The 14128-nt window shown below is 68.9% G+C and carries 12 protein-coding genes; 9 read left to right on the top strand and 3 right to left on the bottom strand.

What is annotated here, in order from left to right:
• The first annotated feature begins 193 nt into the window (after nt 1-193).
• From mltG to K7G19_RS06115, 6 genes are all read left to right on the top strand, one after another.
• Nucleotides 194-1189 carry an endolytic transglycosylase MltG gene (gene mltG / locus K7G19_RS06140; RefSeq protein WP_149318781.1) on the top strand — a complete coding sequence of 332 codons (996 nt, stop codon included), beginning with the start codon at nt 194-196 and terminating at the stop codon, nt 1187-1189.
• 17 nt (nt 1190-1206) lie between these two features.
• The gene (gene tmk / locus K7G19_RS06135) at nt 1207-1821 is read left to right on the top strand and encodes a dTMP kinase (RefSeq protein ID WP_149318780.1); all 615 of its coding nucleotides are present in this window, start codon (nt 1207-1209) and stop codon (nt 1819-1821) included.
• Between the two features lie 128 nt (nt 1822-1949).
• A complete protein-coding gene (locus K7G19_RS06130) occupies nt 1950-2981 on the top strand; it encodes a DNA polymerase III subunit delta' (RefSeq protein WP_149318935.1) in 1032 nt (343 codons plus the stop codon).
• A gap of 91 nt (nt 2982-3072) precedes the next feature.
• Complete coding sequence (locus tag K7G19_RS06125) at nt 3073-3591, top strand: GNAT family N-acetyltransferase (protein WP_149318779.1); 519 nt, start codon at nt 3073-3075, stop codon at nt 3589-3591.
• 63 nt (nt 3592-3654) lie between these two features.
• Nucleotides 3655-4452, top strand: a complete 798-nt coding sequence (locus tag K7G19_RS06120) for a TatD family hydrolase (protein ID WP_226106438.1) — start codon at nt 3655-3657, stop codon at nt 4450-4452.
• Complete coding sequence (locus K7G19_RS06115) at nt 4445-5161, top strand: ankyrin repeat domain-containing protein (RefSeq protein ID WP_149318777.1); 717 nt, start codon at nt 4445-4447, stop codon at nt 5159-5161. The genes K7G19_RS06120 and K7G19_RS06115 overlap by 8 nt, the downstream gene beginning before the upstream one ends.
• Before the next feature lie 39 nt (nt 5162-5200).
• Here K7G19_RS06115 and egtB read toward each other — a convergent pair whose 3' ends face one another.
• Both egtB and K7G19_RS06105 read right to left on the bottom strand, forming a co-directional pair.
• Nucleotides 5201-6502, bottom strand: coding sequence for an ergothioneine biosynthesis protein EgtB (gene egtB / locus K7G19_RS06110; protein ID WP_226106436.1), 1302 nt, complete (start codon nt 6500-6502; stop codon nt 5201-5203).
• Between the two features lie 245 nt (nt 6503-6747).
• Entirely contained in the window at nt 6748-7371 is a 624-nt protein-coding gene (locus tag K7G19_RS06105; protein ID WP_149318775.1) for an FMN-dependent NADH-azoreductase, read from the bottom strand.
• Between the two features lie 150 nt (nt 7372-7521).
• Between K7G19_RS06105 and K7G19_RS06100 the strand changes: the two genes are divergently transcribed.
• From K7G19_RS06100 to K7G19_RS06090, 3 genes are all read left to right on the top strand, one after another.
• The gene (locus K7G19_RS06100; RefSeq protein ID WP_226106433.1) at nt 7522-8487 is read left to right on the top strand and encodes a LysR substrate-binding domain-containing protein; all 966 of its coding nucleotides are present in this window, start codon (nt 7522-7524) and stop codon (nt 8485-8487) included.
• A 295-nt stretch (nt 8488-8782) separates the two neighbouring features.
• The gene (locus K7G19_RS06095; RefSeq protein WP_149318773.1) at nt 8783-9196 is read left to right on the top strand and encodes a DoxX family protein; all 414 of its coding nucleotides are present in this window, start codon (nt 8783-8785) and stop codon (nt 9194-9196) included.
• Between the two features lie 96 nt (nt 9197-9292).
• On the top strand, nt 9293-12562 hold the full coding sequence (locus K7G19_RS06090) for a DNA translocase FtsK (RefSeq protein WP_226106431.1): 3270 nt from the start codon (nt 9293-9295) through the stop codon (nt 12560-12562).
• A 249-nt stretch (nt 12563-12811) separates the two neighbouring features.
• Here K7G19_RS06090 and K7G19_RS06085 read toward each other — a convergent pair whose 3' ends face one another.
• Nucleotides 12812-13978 (bottom strand): peroxidase-related enzyme, encoded by a 1167-nt coding sequence (locus K7G19_RS06085; RefSeq protein ID WP_226106429.1) that lies wholly within the window; start codon nt 13976-13978, stop codon nt 12812-12814.
• Nucleotides 13979-14128 lie beyond the last annotated feature (150 nt).

Genomic DNA, 14128 nt, shown 5'->3' with positions numbered 1-14128 from the left:
ATATGGGTCTGCCGTCATTGCGGCCGGCGGCCGTCTTCTCGGTCACCTGTTGAGCCTGCCACTCCTGCCGTTTGCCCGTTTTCGCGCTGCCCGGCAGGCCGGCGGCCCCGATTCACGAGAGATTCGCGCTTATCTTCGCGTTTATCCCCGCAGTTAGGCCCTCATTCAGACCCGCACTTACCCAAGCTTGTCGATGAAACGTTTTCTTTCCCGGCTGGTTCTGGCCGCCGTGGCATTCGCGCTGGCCGCCGCCGGCGCCTTCGCCTGGTGGGCCAACCAGCCGCTGACGCTGCGCAGCTCGCCGCTCGAGGTCATCATCAAACCCAATTCCAGCGTGCCGAGCGTCGCCCGCCAGGTGGCCAGGGGCGGCGTGCCGATCGATGCCCGGCTGTTCGTGCTGCTGGCCCGGCTGACCGGCAACCACGCCAGCCTGAAGGCCGGTGGCTACCAGTTCGAGAGCGGCGTCACGCCGCTGCAGGTAATCGGCCGCATCGCCCGCGGCGAGGTCAACCACCATGTGCTGACGGTGATCGAGGGCTGGGAATTCCGCCGGATGCGCGCCGCCGTGGACGCCCATCCCGCGCTGCGGCACGACACCAAAGGCATGAGCGAGGCCGAGCTGCTGAAGGCGATCGGCGCCACCGAGCCCTCGGCCGAGGGGCTGTTCTTTCCGGATACCTATCTGTTTGCGCGCGGCAGCAGCGACGTCGAGCTGTACAAGCATGCGTACCGGGCGATGCAGCGGCGGCTGAACGAGGCCTGGAACGCGCGCTCGCCGGACCTGCCGTACAAGACGCCGTACGAGGCGCTGATCATGGCGTCGATCGTCGAGAAGGAGACCGGTCAGGCGGCCGAGCGGCCGATGATCGCGGCGGTCTTCATCAACCGGCTGCGCAAGAACATGATGCTGCAGACCGATCCGACCGTGATCTACGGCATCGGCGAGATGTTCGACGGCAACCTGCGCAAGCGCGATCTGCAGGCCGACACTCCGTACAATACGTACACCCGCACCGGCCTGCCGCCCACGCCGATCGCCTTGCCGGGCGTGGCGTCGCTGGCGGCGGCGACCACGCCGGCGCCGACCGACGCGCTGTATTTCGTCGCCCGCGGCGATGGCACCAGCCACTTCTCCAACTCGCTTCCCGAACACAATCGCGCGGTCGATCAATACCAGCGCGGCAAATAATCACGAACAGCATCGCCATGCGCGGAACATTCATTACCTTCGAAGGCATCGACGGGGCGGGCAAGAGTACCCACCTGGCCTGGTTCGCCGGGCAGCTGCAGCAACGGCTGGGGCAGGGCAGGCGCGTGGTGACCACGCGCGAGCCGGGCGGCACCGCGCTCGGCGAGGACCTGCGCCAGCTGCTGCTGCACCGGCCGATGCATCTGGAAACCGAGGCGCTGCTGATGTTCGCCGCCCGCCGGGAGCATCTGGCCGAGGTCATCGAACCGGCGTTGGCACGTGGCGATTGGGTCATCTCCGATCGTTTTACCGATGCGACCTTCGCTTACCAGGGCGGCGGCCGCGGCTTGGCCCGCGAGCGGCTGGAAACGCTGGAGCGCTGGGTGCAAGGCGATCTGCAGCCGGATCTGACGCTGCTGTTCGACGTGCCACTGGAGGTGGCCAGCGCCCGTCTGGCCGGGGCGCGCGAACCGGACAAGTTCGAGGCCGAGTCGGCCGCCTTTTTCGCGCGGACACGGGCCGAATACCTGCGGCGGGCCGAGGAGGCGCCGGCGCGCTTCCGGCTGATCGACAGCACGCGGCCGATCGCGGAGATTCAGAAAACGCTTGAGCAGATTCTTGCAAGTCTTTGAATTGAAGAAAGTATCAAGTCTCGATGATATGAGGGGTCGCGCCGTCGTTGCAGAATCCGCAACAACGCGGCAACAACGTCGCATCCTCTCAAACAACATCAATTGCTGTCGATAACCCGTTGATTTCCATGCTCTATCCCTGGCAAACCGAAGACTGGCGGCAACTGATGGCGCTGCGCGACCGGCTGCCGCACGCGCTGCTGCTGCACGGCCAGCAGGGCATCGGCAAGCGCGACCTGGCGCTGCACTTTGCTCAGGCGCTGCTGTGCGACACGCCGCTCGCCGACGGCCAGCCCTGCGGCACCTGTGCCGCCTGCCACTGGTTCGGCCAGGGCAATCACCCGGACTTCACCGTGGTGCGGCCCGAGGCGATGGAGGGCGGCGATGCGGATACCGACGCCAAGGCGGACGACGGCGGCGGCAAGAAGAAGGCGCCGAGCAAGATCATCCGGATGGAACAGGTGCGGGCGCTGATCGAGGCGGTCGGCATCGGCACGCACCGCTCGGGCCTGCGTCCCGTGGTGGTGTATCCGCTCGATGCGCTGCAGCACGAGGGCGCCAACGCGCTGCTGAAGACGCTGGAAGAGCCGCCGCCCGCGACGGTGTTCCTGTTGGTCACCGACCGCATCGACCGGATCCTGCCGACCATCCTGTCGCGCTGCCGCCAGGTCGCGCTGCGCCGGCCGAGCGAGCAGGCCGCGCTGGAATGGCTGAAAGCCCAGGGCGTCGCCGATGCGCCGGCGCAGCTGGCCCAGGCCGGCGGCGCGCCGCTGACCGCGCTGCATGCGGCCGAGGCGGAGGAGCTGCCGCTGCAGCGCTGGCTGGTCGGCCAGCTCGCCACCGGCCCGTCGCTCGACGCGCTGGCCGCCGCCGAGCAGTTGCAGAAGCTGCCGGTGCCCTCGGTACTCGGTATCCTGCAACGCTGGACCTACGATCTGCTGGCGTTGTGCCTGGGCGGCGAGGCCGGCGCGCGCTACTTCCCCGGCGAGATGGCGGCGCTGCGGCGCTGCGCCGGTGCCACCGACGCGCATCGGCTGCAGGCGTTTGCGGCACGGCTGGTCCAGCACCGGCGCCACGAGCAGCATCCGCTGGCGGCGCGGCTGGTGATGGAGGCGGTGCTGATGGACTACCGGCACCTGTTCCAGCGGCAGCCGGCCTGAGCGTGGCCGGCGCCCGGCGCCCGGCCCCACGGCAACCTTATGCAAGACTTGAAGTGCCTACGATAACAACTTGATTTTAAAGAAGAGAAACATGGAAGCAAGCGGTTTCACCGTGCGTGACGCACAGCGCCAGGACCTGCCGGGTATCGTCGCGATCTACAACGGCACGGTTGCCTCGCGCATGGTCACCGCCGACACGGAGCCGGTCAGCGTCGCCTCGCGCCAGCCCTGGTTCGATGCCCACGGCCCCGAGCGGCGGCCGTTGTGGGTGGTCGAGGATGCCGGTGGCCAACTGGCCGGCTGGCTCAGCTATTCGGATTTCTATGGCCGGCCGGCTTACGGCGCCACCAGCGAGGTGTCGATCTATCTCGACGATCGCTACCGCGGCAAGGGCCTGGGCCGGCTGTTGCTGGAACGGGCGATGGCCCACGCGCCCGCCATCGGCGTCAACACCTTGCTCGGCTTCATCTTCGGCCACAACGCGCCCAGCCTGGCGCTGTTCGAGCGGCTGGGCTTTGCCCGCTGGGGCGAACTGCCGCGCGTCGCGGTGCTCGATGGCATCGAGCGCGACCTGATCATCATGGGGCGGCGCGTCGATCAGGGCGCCTGATCTTTCCGATACGCCGAAAGTCGCCCCCAAACCCGCCCGCTCCGCCCGATTTCCCCAACTGCCATGTTCGTCGACTCCCACTGCCACCTCGATTTCCCCGACCTGTCCGCGCGGCTGCCCGAACTGCTGGCGCATATGCAGGAGAACCAGGTCACCCATGCGCTGTGCATCTCGGTGACGCTGGAGGACTTCCCGCGCGTACTGGCGCTGGCCGAGCAGCATGCGAACCTGTACGCCTCGGTGGGCGTGCATCCGGACTACGAGGAGGGCGCCGAGGAGCCGACGGTCGAGCGGCTGGTCACGCTGTCGAACCATCCGAGGGTGGTCGGCACCGGCGAGACGGGGCTGGACTATTACCGGCTCAACGGCCGCAGCATCGACGAAATGGAGTGGCAGCGGGAGCGTTTCCGCACCCATATCCGCGCCGCCCGGCAGACCGGCAAGCCGTTGATCATCCATACCCGCTCGTCGGCCGAGGACACGCTGCGGCTGATGCGCGAAGAGGATGCCGGCGCGGTCGGCGGCGTGCTGCACTGCTTCACCGAGACCTGGGACGTCGCCAAGCAGGCGCTGGACATGGGCTTCCATATCTCGTTCTCGGGCATCGTCACTTTCAAGAACGCGGTCGACCTGCAGGAGACCGCGCGCAAGGTGCCATTGGACCGGATGCTGATCGAGACCGATTCGCCGTACCTGGCGCCGGTGCCGTACCGCGGCAAGACCAACGAGCCGGCCTGGGTGCGGCATGTCGGCGAGTTCATCGCCACACTGCGGGGGCTGCCCGTGGAGCAGGTCGCGCGGCAAACCACGGACAACTTCTTCAATCTGTTCAAGCACATGGAGAGGACTGCTAATGCTTGATATCAAGTCGTTGCGCCGCCCCTTGCTGGCCACCGTTCTGGCCGCGGCGCTGACCGGCGGCGCGCTGCCGGTGCTGGCGGCGCCGGCCGACGACCTGCGGCTGGCGGTCGAGCTCGACAATGGCTATGAAGTCCGCAAGCTGCTTTCGCGCGGCGTCGATCCGAACCTGACCGACCGCCGCGGCGATCCGCTGCTGGTGGCGGCGCTGCGCGAAAAGTCGCTGAAGGCGGCCGAGGCGCTGATCGAGGCCAAGAACCTGGACTTCGACAAGACCAACGCCGCCGGCGAGACCGCGCTGATGATGGCATGCCTGCAGGGCCAGCTCGACATGGTCAAGCGGATGGTCGGGCAGCGCCAGGTCGAGATCAACAAGACCGGCTGGACGCCGCTGCACTACGCGGCCACCAACGGCCATCTGGAGATCGTCCGCTACCTGCTGGAAGAGTCCGCCTATGTCGACGCGGAGAGCCCGAACGGCACCACGCCGCTGATGATGGCCACGCGCGGCGGCCATATCGAGACGGTCAAGCTGCTGCTGGACGAGGGCGCCGACATCCGGATCCGCAACCAGCAGGGCATGACGGCGATCGATTTCGCCGAGCGCTACAACCAGCCCGAGATCGCCCAGGGGCTGCGCTCGCGCTGGCAGAAGCAGTTTCCCGATACGCCGATGGACGGCGGCAAGGGGAAGGGCAAGGCCGGTTGGTAGGATCGTCAGGGCCGGCGCCGCACGTTCCCCTCGGCCCGCTCAGGCATCGTCCGCCAGCCGCACGCCGGTGAACTGCCAGCGCTGGTGGGGATAGAAGAAATTGCGGTAGGTGGCGCGGATATGGGATTCGGGTGTCACGCACGATCCGCCGCGCAGCACCATCTGGTTGCTCATGAACTTGCCGTTGTACTCGCCGACCGCGCCGGGGCTGGGGCGGAAGCCCGGATAGGGCAGGAAGGCGCTGGCGGTCCATTCCCAGACATCGCCGTACATCTGGCGCAGCACGCCCGCGGTGTTCTGCCGGTCGGGCAGCGGCCGCAGTGCGCGGCCCTCGAGGAAATTGCCGGTGGCCGGCAGGTTGCGGGCCGCGTGTTCCCATTCGGCCTCGGTCGGCAGGCGGCGCTCCGCCCAGCGCGCGAAGGCGTCCGCCTCGTAGTAGCTGATATGGGTGACCGGGCTCTCCGGGTCGACCGGATGCATGCCGCGCAGCGTCATCTGCCACCAGGTGCTGTCGCGCTCCTCCCAGTACAGCGGTGCCTCGATGCCTTGCTCGCCGACCCAGCGCCAGCCGTCCGACAGCCACAGGCCGGCGCTGCGATAGCCGCCATCCTCGATGAATTCGAACCACTGCCGGTTGGTCACCGGATGCGAGCACAGCTGATAGGGGCGCAGCAGCACCTGGTGCCGCGGACCCTCGCAATCGAAGGCGAAGCCCGCGCGGTCCGGGCCCATCTCATGGCCGATCGCCACCACGCCGCCGGAAAACGTCAACCATTCCGGCACCGGCCGCGGGTCTGCGATCACCGGCGCCACCAGCTCGGGCGCGAAGGCGGGCTTGAGCGGATTCTGCGCGAACAGATGCAGGATGTCGGTCAGCAGCAGCTCCTGATGCTGCTGCTCGTGATTGAGTCCCAGCTCGATCAGCGCGGCTTCCTCGTCGGTCTGCGCGCGCATCAGCAGATCGAACATCGCCTCGTCGACCGCTTCCCGGTAGGCCAGCACCTCGTCCAGCGTCGGCCGGCTCAGCAGGCCGCGGCGCGGGCGTGGATGGCGCGCGCCGACCGCCTCGTAATACGAATTGAACAGATAGCGGTAGCGCGCATCGACCGGCTCGTAGCCGGGGATGCGCGCGGTCAGCACGAATTCCTCGAAGAACCAGGTGGTATGGGCCAGATGCCATTTGGCCGGGCTGGCATCGTCCATCGATTGCACCGTCGCGTCGGCGTCGCTGATATCGGCCACCATCGCTTCGGTGGCGGCCCGGATATGGCGGTACCGGGACAGCAGCGCCGGTTCCTGGGGAGGGTGGACGACGCTGGCGGGCAACAGGGAAGAGGGCATGCGGGCTCCGGTGTCGATGGCGAGGCGATGCCTGCCTGGCACCGTCGCCGTGGCCGGTTCCGGCCAGCCCGCGCATCGCGCGGCAGCGCCTGCTCCCCCGAGTGGGCGTACGCCGAAACCGCAGGTACGAACCGCTCCATCATAGACGCGATCCCTCCCTGCGGGGAGTCGGTCAACCGCTGACGGCGCGGGACGCCAGCGGCATGTGCAAGCACTGCGCCGAGCACCGCGCCGAAGCGCCGCGATCAGGCGGCCAGGCGGCCGTCCTCGTCGTTGAGCGCGGCCAGTTCGCGCTTGGCGGCATCGAGGCCGGCAGCCCGGTATTCCGGACCCATCGCCAGGCCATGGGCGCGGACATAGGTGATGTCCGTGATGCCGAGGAAGCGCAGCACCGTGTCGATCGTGACCTCATGCAGGTCCAGCCCGTTCGGATCCTGGCGCACGCCGCCGCGCGAGGACACCACGATCGTCTTCTTGCCGCCGGCCAGGCCCACCGGACCGTTCTCGGTATAGCGGAAGGTGCGGCCCGCTTGCGCAATCCGGTCGATCCAGCCCTTGAGCTGGCTCGGAATGCCGAAGTTGTACTGCGGCACGCCCAGCACCAGCACGTCGGCCTCCAGGAATTCCTTCAGCCAGGCCTCGGTGCGCTCCAGCTCGGCCTGCTGCACCGGGTCCAGCCCTTCCTTCGGGCCGCCCAGCACCGGCAGCAGATGGCCGGACAGGTGGGGCGCAGCCTCCTTGTCCAGGTCGCGCACGGTCAGGGTCGCTTCCGGATGGCGGGCGCGCAGATCCGCCACCACTTGCGCCGTCAGGTTGCGGGACACCGAGTTGTCGCCCAGCACGCTCGAATCGATTTGCAGAATCTTCATCACGCTCTCCACATCGGAATTGGTTTGGATGTGAGGAAAGATAAAGGCTGGCGATTGATGTCGGTAGTGACCCATAATGGAAATTATTGTTCTATTCGTAGAACGCATTGCGCCGGCCCGAGCGGCCGCCCAGCCCTTACGATGGCGACCATGCAAGACCTCAACGATCTCTATCTCTATGCCCAGGTGGTCCAGCACGGCAGCTTCTCCGCCGCCAGCCGCGCCACCGGTGTGCCCAAGTCGCGCCTGAGCCGGCGCATCGCCCAGCTGGAAAAGGAGCTTGGCGTGCAGCTGCTGCGCCGGACCACGCGGCAGGTCCGCGTCACGCCGCTGGGCGAGGCCTTCTACGAGCGCTGCAAGGCCATGCTGTCCGAGGCGCAGGCCGCGCGCGACGTCGTCGAGCAGGCCCGCGCCCAGCCCGGCGGCCATCTGCGCGTGGCCTGCGCGGTCGGCATCGCGCAGAACCTGCTGGCGCCGTCGATCGGACGCTTCATGCGCGAGAACCCGGGCGTGCAGGTCGAGATCGACGCCACCAACCGGCGCGTCGACGTGATCGGGGAGGGCTACGACCTGGCGCTGCGCGTGCGCGAGGTGCTGGACGATTCGTCGCTGGCGATCCGCACCTTCGGCTCGAGCCCGTTGACGCTGGTGGCCAGCCCCGGTCTGCTGGACGTGATCGGCCGTCCGCGCACGCCCAAGGCGCTGGCAGGCGTCCCCGGCGTCGGGCAGAAGCCGCACGACGGACGCCATGTGTGGAACCTGTCCATCGGCGACGAGCCGCCCACGCAGATTCCCTACGATCCCCGCCTGGTCTGCGACGAATTCGCCGTGCTGCTGTCGGCGGCGGTCGAAGGCATCGGCGTCGCGATGCTGCCGCGCATGTATTGCCGCGAGGCGATCGAGCGCGGCGACCTGGAGGTGCTGCTGCCGCAGTGGCGCATGCCGGTCGGCACGCTGCACGCGGTATTCCCGTCGCGGCACGGCATGCCGCCGGCGGTGCGGCGCTTCCTGGATTTCCTGACCGAGATCCTGCCGGAGAACGTGCGCCAGGCCGGCATGCAGCCGATCATGCCGCCGGGCATGCACCAGCCCTTGCCGCCGACCGCGCCGGGCTGATCCGCTCGCCGTTCACGGGCTTCCCAGGCCGGCGGCCGCCGCCCTTGGCCGCGCTGCGAGGGGCGCAACCCGTCGCCGTTGAGCGCGCGGCGGGAAGCGCGGTCCGCCGCGGTGTTGCCGTCCGCGCCACAACCCGCGCCCAGCAAGGGTTCCGCGCGCATTTGCGGCTTTACCTTCACGCGAACCGGCGCTAAGGTACAGGGGCGCCTGCGCGTGCAGCGCAAGGCGCCTACAACCTCTGCGCACGGATCGAACCGGGGACCCGTTTGCGTCAATCACCAAAGGAGCGACATCGATGGCTGCTACTCATGGTTCTCAGGATCTGGGCAAGGCGGTGCTGCGTATCGTGCTGGGGATACTGATCCTGTTGCACGGCATCGCGAAGGTCATCAACGGCCCCGGAGGCATCGTGCAGATGGTCGACCAGGCGGGCCTGCCTTCCTTCATCGCCTATGGCGTCTACATCGGCGAAGTGCTGGCGCCCGTGCTGCTGATCATCGGCCTGTGGACGCGCGCGGCCGCACTGGTGATCGTCATCAACATGCTGTTCGCGGTCGGCCTGGTCCATATGCATCAGCTCGGCATGCTGAACAAGAGCGGTGGCTGGGAGCTGGAGCTGCAGGGCATGTTCCTCGGCGCCGCGGTGGCGGTGATGCTGCTCGGCGCAGGCCGCTTCAGCGTCGGCGGAGCGGGCGGGCCGCTGAATTGATGCGCCGCGCGCGGCGTTTTTTGCTTGTGGCAGGGCCGGCACCGGCGGCATAACCGCTACAATCGCTGCCCGTGGTTTTTTCGATGGCGTAGCGATATGGGTTTGGGCTGGTTCGGATTGTCGACCTTCTGGCTATTGCCGCTGGCATGGCGCATGGTGGCGCGCATGCTGGCGGGACAGCCGGTGTTTTCCGGGCCCGGCACGCTGCGCGTCTGGCTCGGCAGTGCGCTGACGCTGTGCGCGAGCGCGGCGCTCGAAGCGCTGACGGCCAGTGCGTCGGCCTCGTCCGACGTGGAGCCCACCGCGTCCTCCGGCGCTTCCTCCGGCGGCGCCGCCGGGGCAGGGGTGGCCGGCATCGCGGCCGACCTGTTCGGATGGACCGGTGCGCTGCTGCTGATGCTTGGCGTGCTGGCGCTGGCCGCGCCGATGGTGTTCGGCGAGACGTGGCACAGCCTGTTCGCGCGCAAGCCGCGGCGCCATGCCGCTGCCGCCGACGCGACCGATGACGCGATGCCGGCCGCCTCGCGGCCGGTGCGCGAAGCCTCCATGCCTGCCCCCGTGGCGACGCGCTGGACGCCGGTCGACGACAGCGCCCGGCGGCCCACGGCCCGCCACAAGGGCATCGAAGCGGTATCGGCACGGCGCGCGCCGGCGTGGCAACCGCCGCCGCGCACGCGCGTATCGCCGCCGCAGCCCGGCGAAATCTGGCTGCAGCCGGCGCAGGCGACCCGGACCGCTCAACCGGCTCGACCGGCTCGACCCGCGCCTTCCGCGCCGGCATCGCAAGTGCAAAGCGCCGCGCCGGGCAGGACCGCGGGTCCGGGCCGTTCTACCCCTGCGGCCCCTTCGGCGCCATCGCGGTCGGCAGGCGCCGCGCCGATGGCCGCGACCGCTTCGACGGCCTCCGCCTCGTGGTCCTCGTCCGCTTCGTCGACATCTTCCGCCTCGGGATTCTCCGCTGCCTCTGCACCATCGCGCGGGCCATTGCGTGCCACCGTCGTCGCCAGCCCCTTCCATCAGCCGCAACTGGGTTTGCGCAGCGCGATCACGACGCTGCCCGAAGCGCAGCCGCAGGCGAGGGCTACGGGCGCCGCGCCCACGAATGGCGCCAGCGTAGCGACACCTTCCGCGGCCGCGCCGGCCGCGGAGCAGGGCGCCAACGCGCCAAGCGGTGCCGCAGCGGCAGCCCCGGCCGTAGCCGAACAGACGGCCACGTCAGCCGAATCTCTCCCGACCGAATCCGAGCTCGCCGACACTCACTCGACCGAATCCGGGCCCGCCGAAACTCACCCGACCGAGTCCGAGCTCGCCGACGCGCAACAGACCGCGGCCTACGCGGCGATCCGCGCCGAGGCGCAGGCCTTGCTGGCGGAATTGCGTGCGCTGGCCGGCGCGGAGCAGGGACAGCCGGAGAGCGGGCCAGCGGCTGACGCCGTAGCCATATACGAGCCCGAGCCCGAGCCCGGGCCGGAGCCGGAGCCAGAGGCGGCGACCGTGGCGACACCCACGGCAGCGTGGGAGCCGCCATGGGAGGAATCGGCCGCGGATGCCACCGCAGCAGCCGAACCCACGGCAACAACCGACGCAACCGACACAACCGACACAACCGACGGAGCCGGAGCAACCGACGGAACCGGAGCAACGGAAGCAACGACAACGATCGAAGCAGCCGAAACGACGGATTCGGCCGAAACGACCGCCCCCACGCCACCCCCGGCCCAAAAGCCCCGCATCGTGCTGCCGGCCGTGGTCGGCCGCGCGGTGCCGCTCGACGCGGCATCGCAGCCGCCCGGCGCCATTGCCGTGGCGAAGCCCGCCGCGGCCGCCGCGCCCATCGCCCCGGCTGCGCCGATCGCCCCGCCACCGCCGCCCCGCATCGTCGACTACCGCCTGCCCGGCATCGATCTGCTCGAACCGGCGGTCGAACATGCCGAGCAGGTTTCCGAGCAGCATCTGGCCGAAACCGGCGAGCTGATCGCACAGCGCCTGGCCGAGTTCAAGGTGCCGGTGTCCGTGGTCGGCGCCTCGGCCGGTCCGGTCATCACGCGCTTCGAGGTCGAGCCCGCGATGGGCGTGCGTGGCGCGCAGGTGGTCGGGCTGATGAAGGATCTGGCGCGCGCGTTCGGCGTCAGTTCGATCCGCGTGGTCGAGACCATTCCCGGCAAGACCTGCATGGGATTGGAATTGCCCAACGCCCGCCGCGAAATGATCCGCCTGTCCGAGATCGTCGAAGCGTCATCCTTCCAGTCCCATGCGTCGCGGCTGGTGCTGGCGATGGGCAAGGACATCACCGGCAATCCGGTGGTCACCGACCTGGCGCGCGCGCCGCACCTGCTGGTGGCCGGCACCACCGGCTCGGGCAAGTCGGTCGCGATCAACGCGATGATCCTGTCGATGCTGTACAAGGCGACGCCGGACGACGTGCGGATGATCATGATCGATCCGAAGATGCTGGAGCTGTCCGTCTACGAGGGCATTCCGCATCTGCTTGCGCCGGTGGTCACCGACATGAAGCAGGCCGCGCACGCGCTGAACTGGTGTGTCGGCGAGATGGAGAAGCGCTACCGGCTGATGTCGGCGCTGGGCGTGCGCAATCTGGCCGGCTACAACCAGAAGATCCGCGCCGCCGAGGCCGCGGGCGACAAGGTCCGCAATCCGTTTTCGCTGACCCCGGACGCGCCCGAGCCGCTGTCGACGCTGCCGCTGATCGTGGTGGTGATCGACGAGCTGGCCGACCTGATGATGGTGGCCGGCAAGAAGATCGAGGAACTGATCGCGCGGCTGGCACAGAAGGCGCGCGCGGCCGGCATCCATCTGATCCTGGCCACGCAGCGTCCGTCGGTCGACGTGATCACCGGCCTGATCAAGGCCAACATCCCGACGCGCGTGGCCTTCCAGGTCTCGTCGAAGATCGACTCGCGCACGATCCTGGACCAGATGGGCGCGGAAAGCCTGCTGGGGCAGGGCGACATGCTGTTCCTGCCGCCGGGCACCGGCTATCCGCAACGCGTGCACGGGGCCTTCGCCGGCGACGACGAAGTCCATCGCGTGGTCGAGCACTGGAAGCAGTTCGGCGAGCCGGACTACGACGACGCGATCCTGGCGCCCGACCCGGCCGAGGCCGCCGGCGGCGACCTGTTCGGCGACGGGCCCGGCGGCGATGCCGAGGCCGATCCGCTGTACGACGAGGCCGCGGCCTTCGTGCTCACATCGCGCCGCGCGTCGATCTCGGCGGTGCAGCGCCATCTGCGCATCGGCTACAACCGCGCGGCGCGGCTGATCGAACAGATGGAAGTGGCGGGACTGGTTTCGCCGATGGGGCGCAATGGCGCGCGGGACGTGCTGGCGCCCGGGGGGCAGGAGTAGGGGTTTGGATTGATGTTGCCGGGGTCAGGCGATCGCGGTCATGCGAGCGCTGTGTGCCCTCTCCCCGGCCCTCTGCCGCAAGCGGGAGAGGGAGGACACCACCAGCCTTTGCTCACGCGATTGGTTGCTCGCCGCTTCCGCTTGGGGCGAGGGAGAATACGCCGCCCCTTGCTTGCGCGCGCTGTTGCTCCCCTCTCCCGCTTGCGGGAGAGGGACTGGGGCAGAGGGCAACCCCGCCCCAATCCGCGCTTACGCCTGTGCCACCACCGGCTCGCCCAGATTGAGCATCAACCGGTTCGCCCACGCGAAGATCGCGATGGCGTGAATGCCGTCGAGGATCTCGGCGTCGTTCAGTCCCGCCTCGCGCAGCGCTGCCAGCGAGGCGGCGCCAATGCGGTCCGGGTGCTCGGTCAGCGCCACCGAGAAGCGTGCGATGGCCTGTTCGCGTGCAGTGGTGCCCGCCGTGCGCGGATTGTCGAAGACCTGCGCGATCGCGTCGTTGCGCTTGGCCAGTTGTTCGAAGCGTTGCGCATGCACCGACGCGCAGTAAACGCAGCCATTGATGCACGACACCACGGTGCTAGCCAGTTCCCGCTCGGCGCGCGCCATGCCGCCGGGCGCGTACATGATCGCGTTGAAGGCCGCCGAACGCTGGCGCAGGATTTCCGGCTGGTGCACCAGGAACAGGTAGTAGTCCGACACCTTGGCCTCCGGGTGGCTTTCCTCCAGCACCGCGATCTGCTCCGGCGTCGCGCGATCGACCGGCACCACGTCGAGCCACGCCTTCCAGTCCAGCACTTCGTTGGTGAAGCCGTTGATGCGAATCGTGTCGCCGGGCCTGGTGGTGGCCGCCGCGGGCGGCGCCACATCGCTCGGCAGCGCCTCGCCCTGGGCCGCGCCGCTCAATGCGCGCAGGCCCGCCACCAGCCGCGCCTGGTACGACAGGAAGGCGATCAGCTGCGCCAGTGTCACGACTTCGGGCGTCGACAGGCCGGCCGCCGGCAGGCTCAGCAGCGCGGCGCGGTCGCCTTCGACGGGCTTTTCGATCAGCTTGCGCGTGAACGTCAGCATCGCGCGCAGCCGCGCATCGGCGACGGCCTCGAGGCGGGTGCCATCGACCGCCGCCACGGTCTCCGCATCGGCGCCGGCCGCCTGCAGGCGATCGAGATAATGCGCGGCCAGTTCGGCCGACGGCGTCAGCCGCGACGCGTACAGCGCGACCGCGAGGCGTTCGGTCAGCGTCAGGCCGGGCAGGGCCGGATCGAACATCGTGCGATAGCTGCCTTCGGTGGCGACGGCGACCTTGTCGCGCTGATGGCGCAGTACATGCGTGGCGCTGCCGGCGGCAAGACCGGCGAGGCGGTCGATCAGGTCGAGTTCGGCGGTGGCGTTGGCTTGGGTGGACGAAGCAGTCATGGTGTCGGGGTGGAAAAGTCAGCGGTCAGGTAACTGGTCAGATGAGCGATCAGATGCGCGATCAGATGCGCGATCAGATGGGCGATCAGCGGAGCAGGGCGGCACGCACAGGCTCATTGGCCGATTCATCGGTCCATGCATCGGGCCTTT

Origin of the sequence: Cupriavidus sp. DB3 (assembly GCF_020418465.1) — a bacterium.
GTDB lineage: Bacteria > Pseudomonadota > Gammaproteobacteria > Burkholderiales > Burkholderiaceae > Cupriavidus > Cupriavidus cauae.
Note: the sequence above shows the minus strand (reverse complement) of the source record. Positions and strands in the feature narration are given on the sequence as shown.